Below are 22,298 nucleotides of genomic sequence, written 5' to 3'. Positions count from 1 at the left end.
AGATGTGTATAAGAGCCAGGGCCCACTGCCCCCGGCAAGTCAGCCGCCTCCCGCGAGCTCACCGCCCTTCGGCACGCCGCCCCCCGCGGGCCCGCTGCCTCTTACGGCTTCGCCGCCCGCGAATCAGCCCGCCAGCCCGCAGCCCGGCACACCGCCTTCTACGAATTCGCCGCCCGCAAGCCGTCCACTCGCGACCCCGCACCTGTCGTCTGCGGGGGGGCCGTCTGCGAGCGCGGCGCCCCTAACCGGCTTCGGAGCAGACCCACCGGCGTCGTCTGGCACGGTCCCGCGGCTGATCATCCCCACACCGAGCGGACGACCGTTCACGCAGGCCCACGCGGCGCGCTACGCATCGGAGCCCTGGCTCCTCTTCGCCTGCGGACGCTACGAAGGCATCGACTCACGCGTCGTCGAAGAGGCCCGCACACGGATGCCCGTGGACGAGATCAGCCTCGGCGACTTCGTACTCGCCGGTGGTGAGGTCGCCGTACTGGTCATGATCGAGGCGATCGGACGTCTCCTGCCCGGCGTCCTCGGCAACGCCGACTCCGTCGCCGATGACTCGTTCGCGCCCGGCGCCATGGAGTCGCTCCTGGAGGGCCCCGTGTACACGAAGCCCCCCGTCTGGCGGGAACGGCCCGTCCCGGACATCCTTCTTTCAGGTCACCACGGGGCGATTGCGCGCTGGCGGCGCGACGAGGCGATCCGCCGCACCGCGCGGCACCGTCCCGACCTGCTCGCCCGTCTCGCCCCGGAGGACCTCGACGAACGGGACCGCGCCGTCCTCCGCGAGGCCGGTTTTCCGGTTGACGCCGAAGATATGGCAGACTAGAGCGTCCGTGCGTCCAGATCGCACGGCACCCCACGACCACTTCCCGCGGCGCGATGCCCCCACGAATGACCCACCGGGGCCTCTCGACGCCCGCGTTCGACCATGAGGAAGCGCTGCGATGCACACCCTGATCCAGGAGATCGAGAAGGCCGCGATGCGCGCCGACGTCCCGGACTTCCGTCCGGGCGACACGCTGAAAGTGCACGTGCGTGTCACTGAGGGCAACCGGAGCCGTATCCAGGTCTTCCAGGGCGTGGTGATCCGGCGTCAGGGCGGCGGCGCCCGCGAGACCTTCACGGTCCGCAAGGTCAGCTACAGCGTCGGTGTCGAGCGGACGTTCCCGATCAACAGTCCCTCCATCGACAAGATCGAGGTCGTCACCCGCGGCGACGTCCGCCGCGCCAAGCTCTACTACCTGCGCAATCTGCGGGGCAAGGCCGCGCGTATCAAGGAGAAGCGCGACCACTGAATCCTTTCCACCCGCCACCGAGACCGCGACCCACTCGATCGCCAAGGACGAACAGGCCGATCTGAGCCAATGAATGACAGCGCCCCGGGAACCCGAAACGGTGACCGGGGCGTTGCCAGTTTCGGATGGAAATGGCCGACCTGCTCCCTGACGACACGCCCACGGGCGGCGTCCGCGGGGCCCCGCGCCGCTAGGCTTTCGCTCTGATGACTGATGAGGACGATCGGAGAGACGTGCGATCCGAGGCCGAGGGCGCGGTGCCCGAAGAGAAGGAGCCCGTTGACTCGGCCGAGGACACGGCCGACGGCTCCGAGGACGGCGGCAAGCGAAAAAAGAAGAAGCAGGGCTCGTTCTGGAAAGAGCTCCCCGTCCTCATCGTGGTCGCCGTTGTGCTCGCCCTCGTCATCAAGGCGTTCGCGGTCCAGGCCTTCTACATTCCGTCCGGGTCCATGGAGAACACTCTCCAGGTCGGTGACCGCGTCCTCGTCAACAAGATCGTCTACCACACCCGCGACATCGCCCGCGGCGACGTCATCGTCTTCAACGGCCTCGACTCCTGGGACCCGGAAATCCAGGTCGAGGAACCCGGCAACCCCGTCTCCCGGGCACTGCGCGCCGTCGGCACCGCCTTCGGCGTCGCTCCCAACGAGAAGGACTACATCAAGCGCGTCATCGGCATCCCCGGCGACCACGTCAAGTGCTGCGACGCCAAGGGCCGCGTCACGGTCAACGGCGTCCCGCTGGACGAGGACTCCTACATCTTCACCGACCCGATCACGCACGAGCGGAACAAACCGTCCAACGAGCCCTTCGACGTCACCGTCAAGCCGGGCCAGCTCTGGGTCATGGGCGACCATCGTGAACTCTCCTACGACTCCCGCGCCCACCGCGGCGACCCAGGCGGCGGCACCATCCCGATCAACCGCGTCATCGGCCGCGCCTTCGTCATCGTCTGGCCGCTTGACCGCATGGGCACCCTCCCGATTCCCAACACCTTCAAACAGAACGCCTTGGCCGCCGCACTCCCCGCCACCCCCTACGCCCTGGGCGTCATTAGCACCCTCCCCCTCGCCTACCTCCTAAGACGCCGCCGCCTCAACGCCACCTAAGGCCAAGCAAGAAAAGACGATCTTGCAATTGTCAAATAGATTGAATGCGCCCGGACAGGTGCAACAGACTCCGCGCATCAATTTGACGAGAACCGAATTCGGCCAGGCACCTGGCCTGTTCAGGGCCTAGGCCGTACCTCAAAGTGCCGTCTTGCCGCTCGCCCGGCGGCTCGCGACCGAGCCGGGTCGTGCGTGAGCGCAGCATCACCGCATGAAATGCCCGCTCGGGCTCGCATAGGCGTCGCCGCGTTCAGGCAAGCCAGACGCCCCCGCGTGCGCTGAGGCCCACCTTGAGACACGCCCTCGAGATGTCGTGCTTTCGGACTTCGCCCCGAGGAAGGAGTCCAGACCGTGGGCGCCGGGGCCAGGCAGGCATACACAGCCAGGTGCTTTCGGGGTGAGGGGACGTATAGAGCGGGGTGCTTCCGGGGTCAGGCGGGGGGTTGTTGGAGTGAGGTGTTTCCGGGGTGAGGTAGGCGTGGGCAGTCGGGTGTTGCCGAGACGAGGTAGGCGTGGGCAGTCAGGTGCTTTCGAGGTGGGCGGGGCGTACGGAGCGAGGTGCGGGGTGAGAACCCCGGAGCTGCCGCCGATGTGTGGTCGGCTCGGTGCGCGGTGCTCTGACTTGAATCCGGTGGTCGTCGGTCTTGGGGACGTGAGGTGGGCTTGGCGCTGGGATAGCGGGTGTGGGCGCGTACTGGCGGGTGGCACGGCAGCGCGAGCGATGTCTTGCTGTCATTCGGGCGTGGTGTGATTGTCGGTGTTCGGGGAGGCAGCGATCCTCGGGCCGGGACCGGGCCAGGGCCAGGGGGAGTGGTATAGGTCTGCTGACGTGGGCGAGGGTAGGCGTCGGTCATGTCCGGCCTTCAGGACGGTGGTTGTGCGGTTCTGACGGGGCGATTGGAGCGCCCCGACGGGTGATCGGGGACATGGTGGGAACGGCGGCGTTCAGGGAGCGGTGGAGGGGCGTGGGGACGTACGCTGCGGAGCATGAAGGGACGTCCACTTCGTTTCACGCCGCGCCGTGATGCCGGGCTCCACGCCTTTGAGCGTGCTTTGGAGCATGGAGGGCTGAGCCCGGTCGCCGGCGTCGATGAGGCGGGGCGGGGCGCGTGCGCGGGGCCGCTGGTCGTCGCCGCGGTGATCCTTCAGGGCGGGCGAGGCAAGATCGACGGCCTCACCGACTCCAAGTTGCTCACCCCCGCGCGACGCGAGGAGCTGTACGCCGAGATCATCGAGCGGGCGTACGCGTGGAGCGCGGTCATCATCCCTTGCCACGACATCGATCGGATCGGTCTCCACCGCTGCAACGTCACCGGGATGCGGCGGGCCCTCGCCGCCCTGGACAAGCGGCCCGCCTACGTGCTCAGCGACGGTTTTCCCGTCCCCGGCCTGGACGTCCCTGGACTCGCGATGATCAAAGGGGACCAGGCGGCAGCGTGTGTGGCCGCGGCGTCCATCGTCGCGAAGGTCACCCGAGACCGGATCATGGTGGCCCTCCACGAGCGGTACCCGGAGTACGGATTCGACCTTCACAAGGGATATGTGACCCGCGCACACGGCAAAGCGCTCAACGCGCACGGACCCTGTCCTGAGCATCGGTTCTCCTACGTCAATGTGGGGCGTGCCTTGCGTAACAATGGAGAAGTGGCCTTGGTCGAGGAGACCGAAGGGGAGGTCCCGGACGAGGGCTACACGGAAGGGGCACGAGCGTGAGCGCCGAGGATCTCGAGAAGTACGAGACCGAGATGGAGCTGCAGCTCTATCGCGAGTACCGCGACGTTCTCGGGCTCTTCACCTACGTCGTCGAGACCGAGCGCCGGTTCTATCTCACCAACTCGGTCGACCTTCAGGTGCGCAGCGTCGACAACGGCGAGGTCTTCTTCGAGGTGACGATGCAGGACGCCTGGGTCTGGGACATGTACCGTCCTGCCCGCTTCGTTAAGAACGTGCGTGTCGTCACGTTCAAGGATGTCAACGTCGAAGAACTCGCCAAGACCGACTTCGAACTCCCCTCGGACCAGTGAGGCGCCTCCCTTCGGCTGGGGCCTCATAGGGGCGGACTTTGATTCAAGTGGGCCGGTCGAGCGCGCCTTCTTGCGGTTGCCGGGTGCTCGCTAGGGGCGCTGCAACGAGTCGGGTCCCCCTTCTGAAGGGTGCGGTGGCTTCTCACCGGGATCGGCCGGCGCCGTGATGTGCCCGTCAGCGTGACCCGAGGCTCGGTTTGGGCTGGTGCCTTGAGTTTCTAGTGAGCCCGTGAGGTCGGGCCCGGATCACTTCATTCGCCAGGTGACTCCTCTCCCGCGTTGACCCGTGAGTTTCGAATTGGCCGTGACGCGTCGCGGCGGGGAGTGGCGGCGGGCTGAGACGAGGGTGATTTCGCGGCGGATCGAGCTTCGCGGGATGCCGGGCCACGGCGGCCGCCAGGCGATCCTTCGCTTATCGGACGTCCTGTGCTCGCCTCCTGCCTGAGCTTGCTTGTGCCCTGAGGCTGTCGGTTGTCGTGAGGATGGGAAGAGAGCCGTGGCCCGACTTGGGATGTCCAGCTGGCGAGCGTTGTGCGGCTGCTGCCCTGCCTGCGGGACTGTGCTGACCGTCCGGCTGGAATGGTCTGGGTGGGTCATTCGGGCTCCTGGTGAAGGGTGGTCGGAGGGTGGGAGTCGCCGTCCGCAGGGCCCTTGGGGGATTTGCCTGCCTGGGTCAGGCGCCAGCCCGAAGACGCGCGCTCGACGAAACCGGCGGCGGCCAAGAGCCCCAGCTTCGCGTTGATCGTCGTCAGGTCGACGCCCGCGTTGACGGCGAGCTGCGCGGGACCGGCTGCGCCACGGGCCGGGAACGCCTCCAGGACGGCCCGGGTGACCGGTTCCAGCCGGTCGCGGGGCAGGACGGGGCTGTGCCGCGGCGGGGCGAGATCGGCGCCGAGACGTCCGACGGCCTCGATGATCTCGTCTGTTCGGGTGATGAGGGTGGCGCCGTCCTCGCGCAGGAGCCGGTGACAGCCGACCGAGGACCGGCTGGTGATCGGGCCGGGCACGGCCATGACCATGCGGCCGAGCTTGGACGCCCAGCTCGCGGTGTTGAGAGCGCCGCTGCGGGCCTCCGCCTCCACGACCACCGTGCCCCGGGACAGTGCGGCGATCACCCGGTTGCGGACGAGGAACCGGAGCCGGTGCGGGTGGGTGCCCGGCGGTGACTCGCTCACCAGGAGAGAACGCCGAGCGATCTCCGCGAAGAGCCCTTCGTTGGCCGCCGGGTACGGGATGTCGACACCGTTGGCGAGGACGGCGACGGTGGGTCCGTCGGCGGCGAGGGCGCCGCGGTGCGCGGCCGCGTCGATGCCCAGGGCGCCCCCGGAGATCACTGTCCAGCCCGCGTCTGCCAGGTCCGAGGCGAAGTCGGCGGCGGCCCGCATGCCGTAGGGGGACGCGGCACGGGAACCGACGACGGCGACGGAACGCAGGCAGCTGAACCGCAGGTCGCCAGGGCCGCGCAGCCACAGCGCGTAGGGACGGGCGCTCCCGAGGTCGTCCAGCGTCGTCGGCCACTCGGGGTCACCCGGGCAGATGAGACGTCCGCGGAACTGGGCGCAGACGGCCATGTCCTGGTCCGGTTCGGCGGCGATCAGGCGGATCCGCCAGTTTTCGAGACGCTTGATCTCCTTCATGTCGGCGGGCACGTCGTCGGGGAGCCGGCCGGTGCGGATCGATTCGAGCGCCCGCTCCGGCCCGGAGTGATCGACGATCCGGTTGAGGAAGGCGTCACCGGGTTCGGCGACCGCGGTGAGGGTGGCGCGGGCGGTGCGTTCGTCGCTCATTGGCGCCCCGCTGACCACAGGGTGAGCGCGCCGCCGATGTCGTCCGGGCCCGGTTCGTCGTGGCCCGCCAGATCCGCGATGGTCCACGCGACGCGCAGCACGCGGTCGAGGCCGCGCGCGCTGAGCGCGCCCCTCTGCAGGGCTTCGTCGGCGCCTTCCATCGCCTCCGACGAAGGCGTGAAGCGGCGGCGCAGCTCCGGGCCGGGGATCTCGGAATTGCAGCGCCACGGGGTTCCGGCCAGGCGCCTGACCGTCCGTTCCCTGGCGAGCAGAACGCGTTCGGCCACCACCTTGCTGGACTCGGCGAACTCCAGGTCGTAGCGGAGCTCGGCCCGGCTGGCCGGTGTCAGTTCGAGTTTGAGGTCGATGCGGTCGAGGAGCGGGCCGGACAGGCGGGAGGCGTATTTGCGGCGCGTGCCCGGGGCGCAGGAACAGTCGATCTGTTTGGCCGCGGCGCACGGGCACGGATTCGCCGCCAGGACGAGCGTGAAGCGCGCCGGGAAATGCGCCATGCCCTCGATCCTGCTGATCCTCACCTCGCCTTCTTCGAGAGGCTGGCGAAGGGCGTCCAGCGTTCCCCCGAAGAACTCCGGAGCCTCGTCCAGGAACAAGATCCCCCTGTGGGCGAGCGACACGGCACCCGGCTGAAGGACGCGGCCGGAGCCGCCGCCGACCATGGAGGCGCGCGAGGCGGTGTGATGCGGCGCGTAGAACGGCGGCTGGGTGATGAGCGGCTGGCCCGGCCGCAGTGTTCCCGCGACGGAGTGGATCGCCGTGACCTCCAGGGCGATGTCGGGTTCCAGCGGCGGCATCAGCGTCGGGAGCCGTTCCGCGAGCATCGTCTTTCCGCAGCCGGGAGGCCCTGCGAAGAAGAGATGATGGCCGCCGGCGGCGCTGATCTCCAGGGCGCGGCGGGCCTCGGCCTGCCCGCGGACGTCGGCCAGGTCGAGGTCGGGTGGGATGTCCTGCTGCCGTAGGGCGAGACCGTCGGCGGGACGGGAACCGCTGTCGTCCTCGTCCTCCTCGATGGGCGGCGGCTCGTCGCGCAGGAGGCACAGGAGACCGCGCAGCGTACTCGCGGGCACCACCTTCATGGCCGGGACGAGGTCCGCCTCGGCGGCGTTCGCGCGTGGGACGACGACCGTCCGGCATCCCTGGTTGGCGGCCGCGAGCACGGCGGGCAGCACGCCCTGGATGGGCCGCAAGCGGCCGTCCAGGCCGAGCTCGCCGATCAGGACCAGATCGGCGCAGGCCCGCGCGGGGACGACCTCCGCGGCCGCGAGCAGCGCGATCGCGATGGCGACGTCGAAAGTCGACCCCTTCTTCGGCATGCTCGCCGGGCACAGCGACACCGTGACATGGCGGTTGGGCCAGTCCTCACCGGAGTTGAAGATCGCGGCGCGGACCCGGTCGCGGGCCTCGCTGAGCGCGGTGTCCGGGAGGCCGACCAGGTGAAGGCCGGGGACTCCGCTGGTGATGGCGGCCTCCACGTCGACCACGCAGCCGTCCACCCCGATGAGGGAGACCGAACGGGTCTTCGCGAGCGTCATCAGCACACCTCCCGCAGGTGGTCGACCGTGAAGCCGCCGCCGTCGGTGACCAGGCCGAGGACGTCCACCCGCACGTGCGTGCCGCTGACCCCGTGCGCGGCGGCCCACCGCCAGGCCAGCCGCCGTAACCGGGCCGCCTTGTCCGTGGTGATCGCCTCGAAGGGGTCTCCGAAGCGGGACGAGCCGCGTGTCTTCACCTCGCAGATGACGTGCCTCCGGCCGTCGTAGGCGACGATGTCGAGCTCGCCTTCGCGGCACCGCCAGTTGCGGTCGAGAATCGTCCAGCCGAGCTCGACCAGGTAGTCGACGGCGGCGTCTTCACCACGTCGGCCGAGGCTGATGTGGGCTGTCACGGGCCTCACCTCCAGTTCTCGACGATGCCGAGTCGTGACACTGCGTCGCCAAGAAATGACAACCTGTGGATAACTTTGGAGAACGTTTTCGGCGATTCGCCGCAAATCGGGGTCCGGTGCTTGCTTCGGCACGGCTGTTGGCGCAGCGTGACGCTGTGACCAACGCGCTGGAGGACGCCGTCTCCGACTTCGGCCGCCACCTGCGCGCCGAACGCGACGTCTCACCGCACACGCTGCGCGCCTACCTCGGTGACCTGAAGGACCTGATCGGCTACGCCGCGGACATCGGCGTGACAGAGCCGGCGGGCCTCGACGTCTCGCTACTGCGGGCCTGGCTCGCCCGTCAACACGCCTTGGGTCGTTCCCGTGCCACCTTGGCCCGCCGCACGGCCGCTGTGCGCGCGTTCACCCGGCATCTGCACCGGGGCGGCCAACTCTCGGACGATCCAGGGTTGCTACTCGGCACGCCCAAGCGGCAGCGGGATCTCCCCGACGTGCTCACACGGGACGAGGCGGCACGCCTCCTGGACACCATGGACACCCAAGGCCCACTGGGGCTGCGCGACCTCGCCGTGCTCGAAATGCTCTATGCGACGGGCGTACGGGTCAGTGAACTGTGCGGGTTCGACATCGACGACCTGGACACCGGGCGCGGCACGGTCCGGGTTCTGGGCAAGGGCGGACGTGAACGAACCGTCCCCGTAGGGGAACCGGCGGCCCGCGCCGTCCAGGACTGGCTCCGTGCAGGACGCCCAGCCCTGGCGACTGACGGCAGTGGCCCCGCGCTCTTTCTGGGCGCCCGCGGGGGACGCCTGCACCCGACGACTGCACGCCGCATCGTCCACGCTCGGATCTCCGAGGTGGGCGAGGTGCCCGACCTAAGCCCGCACGGCCTTCGCCACAGCGCAGCCACCCACCTGCTTGAAGGTGGAGCCGACCTCCGGAGCGTCCAGGAGATCCTCGGGCATGCCTCCCTGCAGACAACCCAGCTCTACACCCATGTGTCCGCCGAGCGGCTCAAGCAGGTCCACCGCCAGGCCCACCCGCGCGGAGCCCAGTCCGACTAGGTGTACTGACCTGAGAGGTTAGGTATGCGGCTGGCCGGTGGGTGGCCTGCGAGCGCGGCGTGGCTGCGGTGATGGTGGTACATGTGCAGCCAGGGTGCAAGTGCGGCGCGGCGTTCGGTTTCTGAGGTGTAGGGACGGGCGTGGCCTGCTCATGCCGGGGCGGGACGCCGGGTGCTGGGGCGCGGTGAGCTAGGGGCTCTGGGTCAGGTCTGGGCACGGTGGCGTAGGCAGGTGGCCCGCCGCCCAAGGGATGGGCGGCAGGCCACCAGGGCGCGGCAGCCTTCAGGGTCAGGGGGTGCGGCGTAGGCGGCGTTCCTGGGACAGGTTGATGACGCCCGGCGGTGGACGGCGGCGGCGGTGCAGGCGGAAGCGGACGCGGGTGCGGCGCCAGGCGAAGGCCAGAGTGAACGCCAATGCCATGCCCGTAAGCGCCCCACCCGTCGCCGTGGTGGCGTCACGCAGGACCGTCCTTGGCTCGGGCGCCGGCTCAGGGACTTGATGGGTCTGGGACGGTGAGGGACGTGCCCAGTGGGGGAGCAGCCGTATCCGGCGCTGGACCAGGCTGAGCGGGTCCAGGTAAAGGGAGCCGCGCAGCAGGCCCCAGTGCAGGCAGGGCGCCGGGCAGTGGCGGCCGCCCTCCAAGGTGCCGATCCGGGTGCCCGACGTGACCCGGCGACCAACGCCGATGCTGGGACGGACGGGCAGGTAGGTCGTCCGCAGGACACCATGATCGATGGCGACCACGCCGCGTCCGGCCAGGCGGTCGGCGTAGGCGATGCGCCCCGGACCGGCGGCATAGACCGGCTGCCCCGGCCGCCCGGCGAGATCGACGCCCCGGTGGCCGGCTCCCCACGGGGACGTGGGCGGGCTGAAGCTCCGGACGACCTTCGGAGCGGGCGGCCCTAAGGGCCACCGCCAGGCGTCCAGGCCCGGCTTCCACGCGTCCAGGACAGGCGTCCCGGCAGCGATCATGCAGGTGAGGAGCAGCGTCAGCAAGGTCATGCACCGAAGCCTGCCGCCCCGGCCCACCGAGTTCGAGGGAGTCTGCGAACTGTGGATAACCGGCGGGCCATTGATTCCCGGACACGTCCGGGCCCTGATAATCTGTTAGGCGTGTCCGAGGGGACACCGGCCAGGGCTAGGCCGTCGACGATCCGCCCTAAGGGAGGAACGGCGAGAAGCCGCCTTGAGCGGAGAGGTCACAGACCCGGGAACGGGTCACAGCCGCCTGGGGTTTCCCGGCGGCTGATTTCACGCGTCCGCATGCCACCGCAGACATGGTGGGGCGCCGTCCCTCGGTCCGTCGCCACGGCGACGGTGGGACGACACCCGGGCGCAGGCGTTCAACCAAATGCGGCCCGGAAGGGCCAGAGAAGGAGAACACGGGCAATGGCACCCGTCGTCACCATGCGGCAGCTCCTGGAGAGCGGCGTCCACTTCGGCCACCAGACCCGCCGGTGGAACCCGAAGATGAAGCGCTTCATCCTCACCGAGCGCAACGGCATCTACATCATCGACCTGCAGCAGTCACTGTCCTACATCGACCGCGCCTTCGAGTTCGTCAAGGCCACGGTCGCCCATGGCGGGACGATCCTGTTCGTCGGCACCAAGAAGCAGGCCCAGGAGTCCATCGCCGAGCAGGCCACCAGGGTCGGCATGCCCTACGTCAACCAGCGCTGGCTGGGCGGCATGCTCACCAACTTCTCCACCGTCCACAAGCGGCTCACCCGGCTCAAGGAGCTGGAGGAGATCAACTACGACGACGTGGCCGGATCCGGCATGACCAAGAAGGAGCTTCTCGGTCTGCGCCGCGAGAAGGACAAGCTGGAGCGCACCCTCGGCGGTATCCGCGACATGGCGAAGGTCCCGAGCGCCATCTGGATCGTGGACACCAAGAAGGAGCACATCGCGGTCAACGAGGCCAAGAAGCTCGGTATCCCGGTCGTGGCGATCCTGGACACGAACTGCGACCCCGACGAGGTCGACTACCCCGTCCCGGGCAACGACGACGCCATCCGCAGCGTCAGCCTGCTGACCCGCGTCGTCGCCGACTCCGTCGCGGACGGCCTCATCGCGCGCGCGGGAGCCGCCACCGGCGGGGACGAGAAGCCGGCAGAGGGCGCCGCGGCGGCGGGCTCGGAGGAGCCGCTGGCCGAGTGGGAACGTGACCTGCTCAAGCCGGACGAGGGCGCCGCCGAGGCGTCCGCCGCTGCCCCGGCCGCAACCGAGGCGCCCGCCGAGGCGCCCGCCGAGGCGCCCGCGGAGACTCCGGCCGAGGAGGAGACCCCGGCCCAGGCGGAGGCCCCGGTCCAGGAGGAACCCCCCGTCCAGGAGGAGGTGCCGGCAGAGGCCCCCGCAGAGCCCGCCGCTAGCTCCGAGGCCGAGGGCGAGGACGCCCAGAAGCCCGCCGAGGCCGAGCAGGCTTGATCCCGCGGTCCCGGCGGCCCCGCACGGGGCGCCGCCGGGACCGTCGCGGGTCACACGACCAACGACGAGAGAAGCGAAGAGAGCGATGGCTAACTTCACCGCCGCAGACGTCAAGCGGCTGCGCGACCTGACCGGCTCCGGCATGATGGCCGTGAAGAACGCCCTCACCGAGGCGGACGGCGACTTCGAGAAGGCCACGGAACTGCTGCGCCTCAAGGGCGCCAAGGACGTCGGCAAGCGCGCCGAGCGCACCGCCGCCAACGGCCTGGTCGCCGAGCACTTTGCGGACTCCCGCGACGGGGCACTCCTGGAGCTCAACTGCGAGACCGACTTCGTCGCCAAGAACGAGCAGTTCATCCAGCTCGCGAAGCGCCTTGTCGAGTTCGCCGCCGGCAGCGGCGTCGCCGACGTGCCGGCCCTGCTCACCGCCGAGATCGAGCCGGGCAAGACCGTCCAGGCCCTGATCGAGGAGAACAGCGCCAAGATCGGTGAGAAGCTGGAGCTGCGCCGCTTCGCCCACTTCCAGGGCACTTATGTGGCCAGTTACCTGCACAAGTCCGACCCGTCCCTGCCGCCGACCACCGGCGTGCTGGTCGAACTGGACGCGGAGAACCCCGAGGTCGCCAAGGACATCGCCCAGCAGATCGCGGCGATGGCCCCCAAGTACCTCAGCCGGGAGGAGATCCCCGCCGAGACGGTCGAGAAGGAGCGGGCGCTCGCCGAGCAGCTCACCCGCGACGAGGGCAAGCCCGAGCAGGCCATCCCGAAGATCGTCGAAGGCCGGGTGAACGCCTACTTCCGCGACTTCGTGCTGGTCGAGCAGGCGTTCGTGAAGGATGGCAAGAAGACGATCGCGAAGGTCCTCGACGAGGCCGGCGTGAAGGTCGTCCGCTTCGCCCGGTTCAAGGTCGGGCAGGCATAAGGGCATTCTGGAGACAGATACCCGAGAGAACACGAAGCTACGAGGAGGCCGCCGACGTGCCGGACAAGACGACCACTAGCGCGACGGCGGCCTCGTCGTCCGATCAGGACGTCGCAGATGGGGACGTTGCCGATCGGGACGGTATCGGTTCCGGTCGGAACGGTTCCGATCGAGGTGCGACGGGCCGGAACACGTCGTCCGGTCGGAATCCGTCGGGTCGAGCCCCGTCCAGCGGCCACTCGTCCGGAGGGAACGCGTCGGGGCGGAAGCCGTCCGATGGAAACTCGTCCCGCGATGGCGCAGCCGGCCGGCACGAGGCGGAGCCGCACACGCCCGCCCAGCACGCGCCCCGCGCCGGCTGGAAACGGGTCCTGCTGAAGCTCTCCGGCGAAGCATTCGCAGGACGCGACCCGCTGGGCATCGACCCCGAGGTCGTCCAGCATGTGGCGGAGGCCATCGCCGAAGCCGTACGGGACGGCGTGCAGGTAGCGGTCGTCTGCGGCGGCGGCAACATGTTCCGTGGCGCGGTCATGGCGGAGCGCGGGATGGACCGCGGACGCGCCGACTACATGGGGATGATCGGCACCGTCATCAACTGCCTCGCCCTGCAGGACTTCCTGGAGAAGCTCGGCCTCGACACGCGCGTGCAGACCGCCATCACCATGAGCCAGGTGGCCGAGCCGTACATCCCGCGACGCGCCATCCGGCACCTGGAAAAGGGCCGTGTCGTCATCTTCGGCGCAGGTCTCGGACAGCCGTTCTTCTCCACCGACACCACCGCCGCCCAGCGCGCGCTGGAGATCGGTGCTGAGGCCGTACTGAAGGCCACGCAAGTGGACGGTGTCTACGATGCCGATCCTCGAAAGAATCCAGACGCGGTCAAGTTCGACCGTTTGGATTACGGTGAAGTTCTACAGCGAGGGCTGAAGGTCATGGACGCCACGGCCATCAGCCTCTGCATGGACAACGCGCTCCCCATCGTGGTCTTCGACCTCATGGGGCAGGGCAACATCGTCCGGGCCGTCCGGGGTGAGAAGATCGGCACGCTGGTCAGCCCGGCGGAAGGCTGACCGCGGCCCGGAACCGAATGCGGGACGCGGTACGGAACGTAGCGTCGAACCGCCCGCACGACCAGGGCCCGACCAGATGACATGGGAGTCACAGTGATCGACGAGACCCTCCTCGAAGCAGAGGAGAAGATGGAAAAGGCGGTCGCGGTCGCCAAGGAGGACTTCCAGGCCATCCGTACGGGCCGGGTCACCCCCGCGATGTTCAACAAGATCACCGCCGAGTACTACGGGACGCCGACGCCGGTCAACCAGCTGGCGTCGTTCACGCTCCCGGAGCCGCGGATGGTCATCGTCCAGGTCTTCGACAAGTCGTCCATGCAGGCGGTGGAGAGGGCGATCCGCGACAGCGACCTCGGCGTGAACCCCACCAACGACGGCAACGTCATCCGGGTCGTCTTCCCCGAGCTGTCGGAGGAGCGGCGCAAGGAGTTCATCAAGGTCGCGGGCCACAAGGCCGAGGAGAGCCGGGTCTCCATCCGCAACGTCCGCCGCCGCGCCAAGGACGCCCTCGACAAGCTCGCCAAGGACGGCGAGGCGGGGGAGGACGAGGTCCGGCGTGCCGAGAAGGAACTCGACGACACCACGCACCGCTACGTGGCGCAGATCGACGAGCTGCTCGAGCACAAGAAGGCCGAACTGCTCGAAGTCTGATGCGATTCGACGACGCCGGGGAGCCCTCGCGCTCCCCGGATGAGCCGGAGGCCGACATGTCCGGCCCGACACCGGACGCCTCCATCGAGGGCACTCCGCCTTCCGGCGCCACACCTGGTTCAGGCGCGCGCGCACACGCGCCCCCTTCTGACAGCACGTCCACGAACGCGTCTTCTGGGGGCGTGCCTTCCGGGGCCACGGCCTTCGGAGGGGCGTTCTCCAGGACGGACGGGAACTCTGCAAGCGGGCCTTCCGCAGAAGGGTCTTCTGCGGATGGGGCCTCTGCGAACGGCGCTTCTGGGGCGGCCGAGGGTAAGCGTCAGACCAGGACGGGCCGCAATCTTCCCCTCGCGATCGGCGTTGGCCTAGCGCTCGGCTCGCTCGTCCTGCTCTCTCTCTACACGGTCAAGGAGATCTTCCTTGCCGTGATGATCGTGTTCCTCTTCATCGGTATGCGGGAGCTCACCGAGTCGTTCAAGAGCCGGGACATCAACGTCCCGTTCATCCCGGTCGCGACGGGCATGGTCGGCACACCCGTGGTGGCCTACGTGTGGGGGCCCACCGCCACGGTCGCGGCAGTGTCCCTCACGATGCTCGCCCTGCTGACGACGCGGATGACCGAGGGCGCGGACGGCTATGTGCGCGACGTCTCCACCGGGGCGCTCGTGACCGGTTACCTGGTGCTGGTGGGCGGGATCGTTGCGCTGCTCATGCGCCCGGACGACGGCGACCACCGCATCGTCATCTTCATCGCGACCACCGTGGCCAGCGATACCGGCGGCTTCTTCGCGGGATCGTTCCTCGGCAAGCACAAACTGGCACCCACGATCAGCCCCAAGAAGACCTGGGAGGGAGTCACCGGCTCCGCCCTCATGTGCATGCTCGTCGGCGGCTGGCTGGTGTGGTGGCTGCTGGACGGCGGCAGGATATGGCAGGGCGTGCTGGTGGGCCTTGCCGTCGTGGTCACCGCGACCGCCGGCGACCTCGTCGAGTCGATGATGAAGCGTGACCTCGGCATCAAGGACTTGGGAACGATCCTTCCAGGGCACGGCGGTGTGATGGACCGCCTGGACTCCCTAGTGGTGACGGCCCCCGTCGTCTGGTTGCTCCTGGAACTGTTCGTCCCGAGCTAGGAGACGACCCATGAGCGGCGCTGCTGGGCGAGGCGCCGTACGAGCGCGTCTGAGCCCTCGTTCTTGGCGTAGCGGTGTTCCTCACCGGTGAGGGGCACGAGCCACAGCCACCGTACGGAATCGCCGTTCAGCGTCAGTCCGGTCAGGTCGGGGGACTTGGGACCGGCCAAGCGGCTGGGATCGTCCAAGAGGAGCACGCCCTCCCAGACCGACTCGCCGCTGCGCAGTGGGAACGTGCGAGCCTCGTGGTACCACTTGACGACGTCTCCGGGCGCGAACCATGTCACCGACCGCCACGGGTACTGCGACAGCCACGGGAAGATACTGCCCGCCCGCTGGCTGGGCAGGGTGCTTGCCACGGCGAGTTCTATTCGTCCATACGGGGCGATGTCGTCCTCGTAAAGCTCGACCGTGGGCATCCGCTGACGGCACATCCCCACCGTGCTCAGGACGGTGAACTCCCGGTCGCCCCGTGCAGGACGTTCGGAGACGCCCACTGTGGGGGCCACGCCCGTGCGTCCGTTTCCCAGTTGCCGTCCTACGTCGTGCCAGTAGTGGCCCCCGGGCCCGAGCCGCTGCAGCAGGTGGCCGAGCACCGACTGCTGGAACTCCGCCCAGGAGCCGTCGGCGCGGCACATCTTCCAGTGTTCGCGCGCCCGGTCGATCCGCGGCCCGAAGTCCTCGATCTCGTCGGCCAGCGGGAAGCCGAACGGGCTCTGCCGCGTGGCGTCGCGGGCGTATCCGGGGATGCCGCGTCCCATGTCGGACCAGCCGGGGATCACGAACAGCGGGTCGCCCGCTTCGAGGACGGCCACACCGTCGCCCTCCTCGAACCACACGACCTCCAGACCCCCTGCGTCCAGGGCCGGACGGCCCGCCGGATGCCGTACGTGGGACCCGGGCAGGAGGGGCGCACGGCCGGCCTCCAGCCGGGACCGGTCGAGTTCAGAGGGGGCCTTGCGGTGGTTCGCGACCCAGACCGCGCCGACCACCGAGTCCCGTGCGTCCTTGAGGTAGGCCGCGGTGACGTCGCCGTCGGTCTCGATGGCGAGCCGCCGGCTGCCGTACGGGCTGACCGCGGTGTGGACGACGGTGGCCTTGGATCCACCGGACGAGGCGGTGCCCCTGCGCAAAACCGACATGATCGAGACCTTAGTCGCACACAAGGTCATGTGCAGGAATGTCGCGGGCGCGGGTAGGGGCTGTCCGTAGACGGACGATGCACAGGCAGGTGTTTGCGACACTGGATGCATCATGTCTACCCAGCCCGCCGTCGCCGGTACCGCGTCCGAGAAGACTCCGGCGAAGCTCGTCTTCGCCGCTCCGAGGCGTGGTAAGCCGCCCAGGCATCTCGCCGACCTCACCTCCGCGGAACGCCGCGAGGTGGTAGCCGAGCTGGGGGAGAAGCCGTTCCGGGCCGACCAGCTGTCACGGCATTACTTCGCCCGCCTGGTGGACGACCCGGCGAAGATGACGGATCTGCCCGCTGTGGTCCGAGAGCGGCTTGTGGCCGAGCTGCTGCCCACGCTGCTCACCCCCGTGCGCGAGATGGACTGCGACGACGGGACGACCCTGAAGACCGTCTGGAAGGCGTTCGACGGCGTCCTGTTCGAGTCGGTCTTGATGCGGTATCCCGACCGGGCGACGATGTGCGTCTCGTCCCAGGCGGGGTGCGGCATGAACTGCCCGTTCTGCGCGACGGGCCAGGCAGGGCTCACACGCAACCTTTCCACCGCCGAGATAGTCGAACAGGTCACCGCCGGCGCGCGCGCACTGGCTCGCGGGCGCATCCCAGGCGGGCCCGGTCGCGTCTCCAACATCGTGTTCATGGGCATGGGTGAGCCGTTGGCCAACTACAAGGCGGTGATGGGCGCGGTACGGCGCATCACCGACCCGGCACCCGCCGGCCTGGGCATCTCCCAGCGCGCGGTCACCGTTTCGACGGTCGGGCTCGTCCCGGCCATCGAGAAGCTCACCGCCGAGGGCATGTCCGTCCGGCTCGCAGTGTCCTTGCACGCACCCGATGACGAGCTGCGCGACGAGCTCGTGCCCGTCAACAACCGCTGGAAGGTCGCCGAGGTGCTGGACGCCGCCTGGGCCTACGCAGACCGCAGCGGGCGACGGGTCTCGATCGAATACGCCCTCATCAAGGACGTCAACGACCAGGCCTGGCGGGCCGATCTTCTCGGCAGGCTCTTGCGCGGGAATCTCGTACACGTCAATCTGATCCCGTTGAACCCAACGCCGGGTTCCAAGTGGACCGCGTCGCGGCCCCAGGACGAGCGCGAGTTCGTCCGGCGGCTGGAGGCCCACGGGATCCCGGTCACGGTGCGCGACACTCGGGGCAGGGAGATCGACGGGGCCTGCGGCCAGTTGGCCGCGTCGACCAAGGACTGAGCGTTCCGCAGGCGCGTCCCTGGCGCCGCGCGGGCGCGGGGACACGGCTGAGGAGCAGGTGCGCGGTGCGAACGGGTGCGCGGCTGCCGGTGGTCTTGCGCGGCTATGACCGGAAACAGGTGGACGGCCTGCTGAGACGGATCTCGCAGGCGCTGAACGGTGGGCCGCCGCTGTCGGCGGACGATGTGCGCAAGACCCGCTTCGACGTCGTCCTGCGCGGCTACGAACCCCGAGCGGTGGACCGGCTGGTACGCGAATGCATCTTGGAACTCCAGGCGAGGGGGCCGATGGCCGACAGGCAGGGCCGCCCGCGCGTGCAACCCGCCTGGTTGATCAACTGGATCCAGAACGCCCGCTTCTCGGGCGCGGGCCTGCGCTCGGGATACGACGTCCGCGACGTGGACGCGTTCCTCGACCGGGTGATCGCCGGCCTGCGCGGAGTCGCCCCACCGGTGTCCGCCCGGGACGTGCGGGAGAGCGCGTTCCGCGTCGTCCGGCTGGGACCCGGCTACGACGAGCAGGAGGTCGACCGCTTCCTGGTGCAGCTCGCGGGCGCCCTCGAACGCCGCTGACGAAGTTATCCACAATTTCGCCGGACGTTGTGTGCCGGAGCGGGGCTGCGTAACGCTACGTGCATGGATCATTTCGCGGCACAGTACCGGCGGCTCCGGGCCCTCCTCGCCGTCTTCCTGCCCCCCGAGATCACGGCCGCCTTGATGCCCCTGGCCAGGCCCGCGCTGAGGCTGGGCACCGGCGGCGAGGCGCCCATCCGCCTGGGCGGCGTCCCGCTGCTGCCGCCGGGCGAGACCTGGCCCCGGTGGAACGGACGCCCCCTCGACTTCCTCGGCGCGATCGACTTCGCCGACCTCGCCCATTTCGGCGACATTCCCGGCCTCCCCTCATCCGGCAAGGCGGCGTTCTACTACGCCAGCGAGGTGCCCCGTCCGTGGGGCGACGATGCGGCGCAGCGGGACGGCTGGCGGATCTACACCGGTGACCTCAACGACACCGTCCCGCCGCCTGGCGCATCGGCCTATCCCCAGATCCGCCTGTGCGCCGCCCCGTTCCTCTCCCTGCCCTCACCCCAGGAGATCTCCATGCGCCGCTTGGAGGCCACGTACAGCGGCTTCCTGGCCGTCTACGAGCAACTGCACGCCGTCTGGTCGCAGTACTCCTCACCGGACGAGGCGCCCGCACATCAGCTCGGCGGGTGGCCGGCCCTTGTCCAGCGCCCCATCGGTCCAGACTGCCTGTACGCCTCGACGGGCCGCCCCTTGGACTCCCTCAGCCTCCCGCCGCTTTCCGCAGACGAGCATCGGGCCGTGGAGGAGTGGCGCCTCCTGCTCCAACTCGACTCCGACGAACGGCTCGGCTGGTACTGGGGCGACCCCGGCCGCGTCTACTTCTGCGCTCGCCCCGACGACCCACTGGAGCAATCGTGGCTAACCCTCCAAGCCGCCTAACACCCGACCACACGTAGCAGTGCCGGGCGTGGTTGGCAGGGCGAGCGGCAGGTACTGAACGGTCGACGTCCGGGTTTGAACGTCCTGCGTCACGCTGCCGCCTTGTGAGGGGATAGCCCCAGACCCTCGGGACTGTCGGGTCAAGGGCGGCGATGGGCTAGAGCGACGTAGGCGGTGCCGACAAGGACGGACCAGAGAGCGAGGTGGAGGGCGATGGCCGGGAACCGGGCGGTGAACTCGGCCGCGCCATCGTGAGCGGACCGGAGCCACTCGATCATCGGGACGGACAGCCAGGAGAGCCGTCCGAGGCCGAGGAGCACGAGCGCGGTGGCGGCGCTCAACAACGCGAGCAGCGAAACGCCGGGGCCGGGGATGAGCGGACGGCTCGTCCATGCGCCGAGCAGCGTTCCGGGCACGGCGACGAGGAGATTCAGCGCACAACCTGCCAAGATCGCCCGGCCGGGCGCACCGACCTGAAGCGCCTGCAGGAGAGGAACAGCCAATGCGACGATGCCCAGGCAGACGTTCACACCGTAGGCCGAGAGGAGTCCCGCGTAGGTGGGCATGGAGCGGCGGCGGGCCGCGGTGGCCGTCAGGGCGCGCTGCTCGTCGGGTTGTGTGTCGAGGAGGGCGCGCGCCGCCCATGCCCAGATCGGGAACATGAACGCCGCCACGTCCCCGAACGTCCCGACGGCGAGATCGGTGGCGTCCGGTCCGCTCGGTCCCTGGACGAGGACCAGGACCACCACCAGCGCCACGACGATCAGCGGATGCAGGATGCGCAGCGAACGGACATAACCCGCGACCTGGAACCTGATGAGCGCGATCATCGCTTCCGCCTCCGCACCCGGTAGCCGTCCGCTCGCAGTTTGGTCTCCACGGTGTCGGCTTCGTCCTCGGGGACCTCGACCTCAAGAACGGTCCAGTCGGTCTTCTCGGAAGGGATGCTGGTCACCGTCCCGTTGTCCACACGCAGGCGGTCGATGCCGGGGAGGGCCTCGATGCAGCGCTGATGGTCGCTGACGACCACGATGGCTCCTTCGGCCGCGAACTCGGAGATCAGGGCGGGCAGTGCCGCGCGGGTGGCCGCGTCGAGGCCGGCGAAAGGCTCGTCCAGGATGAGCAGGCCTGGGTCGTCCATGAGCGCCTGCGCGAGGCCGACCTTCTGCGCACTGCCTTTCGACAATTCGGGAAGCCGCACATCGAGGAGGTGACCAAAGCCGAGCCGCTCCGCCCATGCCCCGACGGGATCCGCTGGAACGCGGCGTATCGCGGCCATATGCCCCAGGTAGCCGCGGACGGTGAACGGCTGATCCACCGGGAAGCGTTCGGGGGCGTACCCGACGCGTCTGGGCCGATCCTTGACGATGCCCTTGTGCGGGCCGCGCAGACCGGCGATCACGCGCAGAAGCGTGGACTTTCCCGCCCCGTTGCGCCCCGTCACCTCGGTCACCCTGCCGGGGAGCAGCGTCAGGGTGACGTCCCTGAGCACCCAGGGATCTCTCCGGTGATAACGAAAGGCCACACCTTCCAACCGCATGGAAACCGCACGGTAACCCCCCGCCCGTAAGGACCGCGTTAACCCAGGACGGCCGACGATGCCCGAAGAACCGGGACGTGGCCGACGTCGCCTGACGGGCGGGGACTGTCTGGATTTCGGTATGGGTGAGCGGTGGGCAGGGGGAGCTTGTCGGATGATTGGCTTTGGAGGTGGATGAGGGTGTGGTCTTGTGGTCGTCTGTCGGTGTTGGGCGGTTGCCTTGTGGCTGGCGGAGGGTGCTCTTGGTGATGGGGACGGTTTGGGCGGGTGGAGAGTGTTGCGTGGAGCGGTGTTTGGTCTTAGGGGGGTGGTATGTGTGAGCCCCGTGGGTGTTTGGATGGAGGAGAGGGGTCGGGATGGCTGGGCAGGCTTGTTTGTTTTGCGAGATCGTCAAGGGGGAGCGGAGCGCGCATGTTGTGATGGACGCGCCGGACGCGGTGGCGTTTCTTGATGCGCGGCCGTTGTTCAAGGGGCACACGCTGCTGGTTCCCAGGGATCACTATGAGACGCTCACCGATCTGCCCGGTGAGTTTCTGGGGCCGTTCTTCGAGCATGCGCAGCGCCTTGCCGGCGCGATGGAGTCGGTGCTCGGCGCGGCCGGGTCGTTCGTGGCGATGAACAACCGGGTGAGTCAGAGCGTTCCGCATCTGCATGTTCACGTTGTTCCGCGTAATCGGAAGGACGGGCTTCGCGGGTTCTTTTGGCCGCGGCAGAAATACGAGTCCGATGAGGAGGCGGCGGACTATGCGGCGCGTTTGTCCGGCGGTCTCACCTGACCTGCAGGGCCAAGGTCGTGTCGAGGATCTGGGCGTCGTTGGGGGAGGGGGTGGTCGAGTCCCACCAGCGGATTGCGCTGATCTCTTCGTTGGGGACGAAGGTGGTGTGACGGGTGGTCACGCGGGCGGTGTAGACGGCTGCGTATTCGTCGTGGGGTGGGTCGGCCAAGTGGAAGCGTCCGTAACCGGCGAGGGTGAGGGTGGGGAGGTGGAGGCCGGCTTCCTCGTGCAGTTCGCGGACGGCTGCCTGCCAGGGTGTTTCACCGGGGTCGATCCAGCCTCCCGGCAATTCCCACTGGTGGCGGTGGCGGTCGAAGACCAGGAGCAGGTGCCGGGCGTGCCAGACGGCGGCGAGAGCTGCGGGCATCGGCGCGTCCACGGGTACGGGGGTGGACGGGAGGAATGCCGTGAGTGTGTTACCCCGGTGATCTCGCGCCAAAGGGTCGTCCACTGCGCGCTCCACGGACGCTCGGTGACGGACAGGTTCGCAGGTCAGGGCGAGGTTCTCAGGTCAGGGCCAGGAGGAGGGCCGTGTAGGGACCTGTCGGGTCTGTTTCTGCGGGCGTGGCCGGAGCTAAGGCGGCGGCGTGTTCGTAGAGGTCACGTTCGGCCCTGTCCAGGGCGGCGGACAGGACGAAGTCAGTGACCGTCCAGCCGATCAGTTCGGCCGCTTTGCGGATCACGAGGAGCTGGTCCGGGGAGGGGCGGACGGTGAGGTGGTCGTCGGG

At 69.0% G+C, this 22,298-nt stretch carries 23 protein-coding genes and 2 pseudogenes; 15 read left to right on the top strand and 10 right to left on the bottom strand.

Features of this window, described 5'->3' with window-relative positions; translation table 11 throughout:
- Window positions 1–268 precede the first annotated feature (268 nt).
- From trmD to ETD83_RS25435, 5 genes and pseudogenes are all read left to right on the top strand, one after another.
- A pseudogene (gene trmD / locus ETD83_RS25455) lies at window positions 269–832 on the top strand (tRNA (guanine(37)-N(1))-methyltransferase); the annotation flags it as partial.
- Window positions 833–950: 118 nt separating this feature from the next.
- Window positions 951–1,301 (top strand): 50S ribosomal protein L19, encoded by a 351-nt coding sequence (gene rplS / locus ETD83_RS25450; protein WP_089312872.1) that lies wholly within the window; start codon window positions 951–953, stop codon window positions 1,299–1,301.
- 233 nt (window positions 1,302–1,534) lie between these two features.
- The gene (gene lepB, locus ETD83_RS25445) at window positions 1,535–2,410 is read left to right on the top strand and encodes a signal peptidase I (RefSeq protein ID WP_230421165.1); all 876 of its coding nucleotides are present in this window, start codon (window positions 1,535–1,537) and stop codon (window positions 2,408–2,410) included.
- 987 nt (window positions 2,411–3,397) lie between these two features.
- Complete coding sequence (locus ETD83_RS25440; protein WP_138647726.1) at window positions 3,398–4,123, top strand: ribonuclease HII; 726 nt, start codon at window positions 3,398–3,400, stop codon at window positions 4,121–4,123.
- Complete coding sequence (locus ETD83_RS25435) at window positions 4,120–4,434, top strand: DUF2469 domain-containing protein (protein ID WP_138647725.1); 315 nt, start codon at window positions 4,120–4,122, stop codon at window positions 4,432–4,434. Before ETD83_RS25440 ends, ETD83_RS25435 begins: the two co-directional genes overlap by 4 nt.
- 593 nt (window positions 4,435–5,027) lie before the next feature.
- Here the strand turns inward: ETD83_RS25435 and dprA are convergent.
- The 3 genes from dprA to ETD83_RS25420 are packed head-to-tail and all read right to left on the bottom strand — an operon-like array spanning window position 5,028 to window position 8,124.
- Entirely contained in the window at window positions 5,028–6,221 is a 1,194-nt protein-coding gene (gene dprA, locus ETD83_RS25430) for a DNA-processing protein DprA (protein WP_138647724.1), read from the bottom strand.
- The gene (locus ETD83_RS25425; RefSeq protein WP_138647723.1) at window positions 6,218–7,771 is read right to left on the bottom strand and encodes a YifB family Mg chelatase-like AAA ATPase; all 1,554 of its coding nucleotides are present in this window, start codon (window positions 7,769–7,771) and stop codon (window positions 6,218–6,220) included. The genes dprA and ETD83_RS25425 overlap by 4 nt, the downstream gene beginning before the upstream one ends.
- Window positions 7,771–8,124 (bottom strand): YraN family protein, encoded by a 354-nt coding sequence (locus ETD83_RS25420; protein ID WP_138647722.1) that lies wholly within the window; start codon window positions 8,122–8,124, stop codon window positions 7,771–7,773. Before ETD83_RS25420 ends, ETD83_RS25425 begins: the two co-directional genes overlap by 1 nt.
- 155 nt (window positions 8,125–8,279) lie before the next feature.
- Here ETD83_RS25420 and ETD83_RS25415 point away from each other — a divergent pair, with 155 nt between their 5' ends.
- Complete coding sequence (locus ETD83_RS25415) at window positions 8,280–9,191, top strand: tyrosine recombinase XerC (protein ID WP_205717878.1); 912 nt, start codon at window positions 8,280–8,282, stop codon at window positions 9,189–9,191.
- On the opposite strand, the pseudogene ETD83_RS44810 reads toward ETD83_RS25415, so the two are convergent.
- Together ETD83_RS44810 and ETD83_RS45475 are read right to left on the bottom strand one after the other, a co-directional pair.
- Window positions 9,188–9,334 (bottom strand): annotated as a pseudogene (locus ETD83_RS44810) (IS481 family transposase); the annotation flags it as partial. The gene ETD83_RS25415 and the pseudogene ETD83_RS44810 overlap by 4 nt on opposite strands.
- 145 nt (window positions 9,335–9,479) lie before the next feature.
- Window positions 9,480–10,193, bottom strand: coding sequence for a murein hydrolase activator EnvC family protein (locus tag ETD83_RS45475; protein ID WP_138647721.1), 714 nt, complete (start codon window positions 10,191–10,193; stop codon window positions 9,480–9,482).
- 387 nt (window positions 10,194–10,580) lie between these two features.
- Between ETD83_RS45475 and rpsB the strand changes: the two genes are divergently transcribed.
- From rpsB to ETD83_RS25380, 5 genes are all read left to right on the top strand, one after another.
- The gene (gene rpsB / locus ETD83_RS25400; protein WP_138647720.1) at window positions 10,581–11,618 is read left to right on the top strand and encodes a 30S ribosomal protein S2; all 1,038 of its coding nucleotides are present in this window, start codon (window positions 10,581–10,583) and stop codon (window positions 11,616–11,618) included.
- Window positions 11,619–11,703: 85 nt separating this feature from the next.
- The gene (gene tsf, locus ETD83_RS25395; protein ID WP_138647719.1) at window positions 11,704–12,540 is read left to right on the top strand and encodes a translation elongation factor Ts; all 837 of its coding nucleotides are present in this window, start codon (window positions 11,704–11,706) and stop codon (window positions 12,538–12,540) included.
- A 371-nt stretch (window positions 12,541–12,911) separates the two neighbouring features.
- A complete protein-coding gene (gene pyrH, locus ETD83_RS25390; RefSeq protein WP_138647729.1) occupies window positions 12,912–13,610 on the top strand; it encodes a UMP kinase in 699 nt (232 codons plus the stop codon).
- A gap of 93 nt (window positions 13,611–13,703) precedes the next feature.
- Entirely contained in the window at window positions 13,704–14,261 is a 558-nt protein-coding gene (gene frr, locus ETD83_RS25385; protein WP_138647718.1) for a ribosome recycling factor, read from the top strand.
- A gap of 353 nt (window positions 14,262–14,614) precedes the next feature.
- Complete coding sequence (locus ETD83_RS25380) at window positions 14,615–15,394, top strand: phosphatidate cytidylyltransferase (protein WP_230421166.1); 780 nt, start codon at window positions 14,615–14,617, stop codon at window positions 15,392–15,394.
- Here the strand turns inward: ETD83_RS25380 and ETD83_RS25375 are convergent.
- A complete protein-coding gene (locus ETD83_RS25375) occupies window positions 15,391–16,536 on the bottom strand; it encodes a suppressor of fused domain protein (protein WP_138647717.1) in 1,146 nt (381 codons plus the stop codon). The genes ETD83_RS25380 and ETD83_RS25375 overlap by 4 nt on opposite strands.
- Before the next feature lie 112 nt (window positions 16,537–16,648).
- On the opposite strand from ETD83_RS25375, the gene rlmN reads away from it, so the two are divergent.
- The 3 genes from rlmN to ETD83_RS25360 all read left to right on the top strand — a co-directional run bounded on the left by rlmN (window position 16,649) and on the right by ETD83_RS25360 (window position 19,254).
- The gene (rlmN, locus tag ETD83_RS25370) at window positions 16,649–17,791 is read left to right on the top strand and encodes a 23S rRNA (adenine(2503)-C(2))-methyltransferase RlmN (protein WP_138647716.1); all 1,143 of its coding nucleotides are present in this window, start codon (window positions 16,649–16,651) and stop codon (window positions 17,789–17,791) included.
- Window positions 17,792–17,856: 65 nt separating this feature from the next.
- The gene (locus ETD83_RS25365; RefSeq protein WP_171064426.1) at window positions 17,857–18,363 is read left to right on the top strand and encodes a DivIVA domain-containing protein; all 507 of its coding nucleotides are present in this window, start codon (window positions 17,857–17,859) and stop codon (window positions 18,361–18,363) included.
- Between the two features lie 63 nt (window positions 18,364–18,426).
- Window positions 18,427–19,254 carry a YwqG family protein gene (locus tag ETD83_RS25360; RefSeq protein ID WP_138647714.1) on the top strand — a complete coding sequence of 276 codons (828 nt, stop codon included), beginning with the start codon at window positions 18,427–18,429 and terminating at the stop codon, window positions 19,252–19,254.
- Window positions 19,255–19,394: 140 nt separating this feature from the next.
- On the opposite strand, the gene ETD83_RS25355 is transcribed toward ETD83_RS25360, so the two are convergent.
- Window positions 19,395–20,084, bottom strand: a complete 690-nt coding sequence (locus ETD83_RS25355; protein ID WP_138647713.1) for a hypothetical protein — start codon at window positions 20,082–20,084, stop codon at window positions 19,395–19,397.
- The gene (locus ETD83_RS25350; protein WP_230421164.1) at window positions 20,081–20,746 is read right to left on the bottom strand and encodes an ABC transporter ATP-binding protein; all 666 of its coding nucleotides are present in this window, start codon (window positions 20,744–20,746) and stop codon (window positions 20,081–20,083) included. Before ETD83_RS25350 ends, ETD83_RS25355 begins: the two co-directional genes overlap by 4 nt.
- A gap of 404 nt (window positions 20,747–21,150) precedes the next feature.
- On the opposite strand from ETD83_RS25350, the gene ETD83_RS25345 reads away from it, so the two are divergent.
- Window positions 21,151–21,570, top strand: coding sequence for an HIT family protein (locus tag ETD83_RS25345; protein WP_138647711.1), 420 nt, complete (start codon window positions 21,151–21,153; stop codon window positions 21,568–21,570).
- Here the strand turns inward: ETD83_RS25345 and ETD83_RS25340 are convergent.
- Window positions 21,563–21,937 (bottom strand): NUDIX hydrolase, encoded by a 375-nt coding sequence (locus tag ETD83_RS25340; RefSeq protein WP_138647710.1) that lies wholly within the window; start codon window positions 21,935–21,937, stop codon window positions 21,563–21,565. The two genes, ETD83_RS25345 and ETD83_RS25340, sit on opposite strands and share 8 nt — an antisense overlap.
- A gap of 139 nt (window positions 21,938–22,076) precedes the next feature.
- Window positions 22,077–22,298, bottom strand: a 222-nt coding sequence (locus ETD83_RS25335) for a type II toxin -antitoxin system TacA 1-like antitoxin (RefSeq protein WP_138647709.1), incomplete at its 5' end; no start/stop codon positions are given.

The organism is Actinomadura soli (assembly GCF_005889715.1).
GTDB lineage: Bacteria > Actinomycetota > Actinomycetes > Streptosporangiales > Streptosporangiaceae > Spirillospora > Spirillospora soli.
This window is presented reverse-complemented; position numbering and strand designations above follow the sequence as displayed.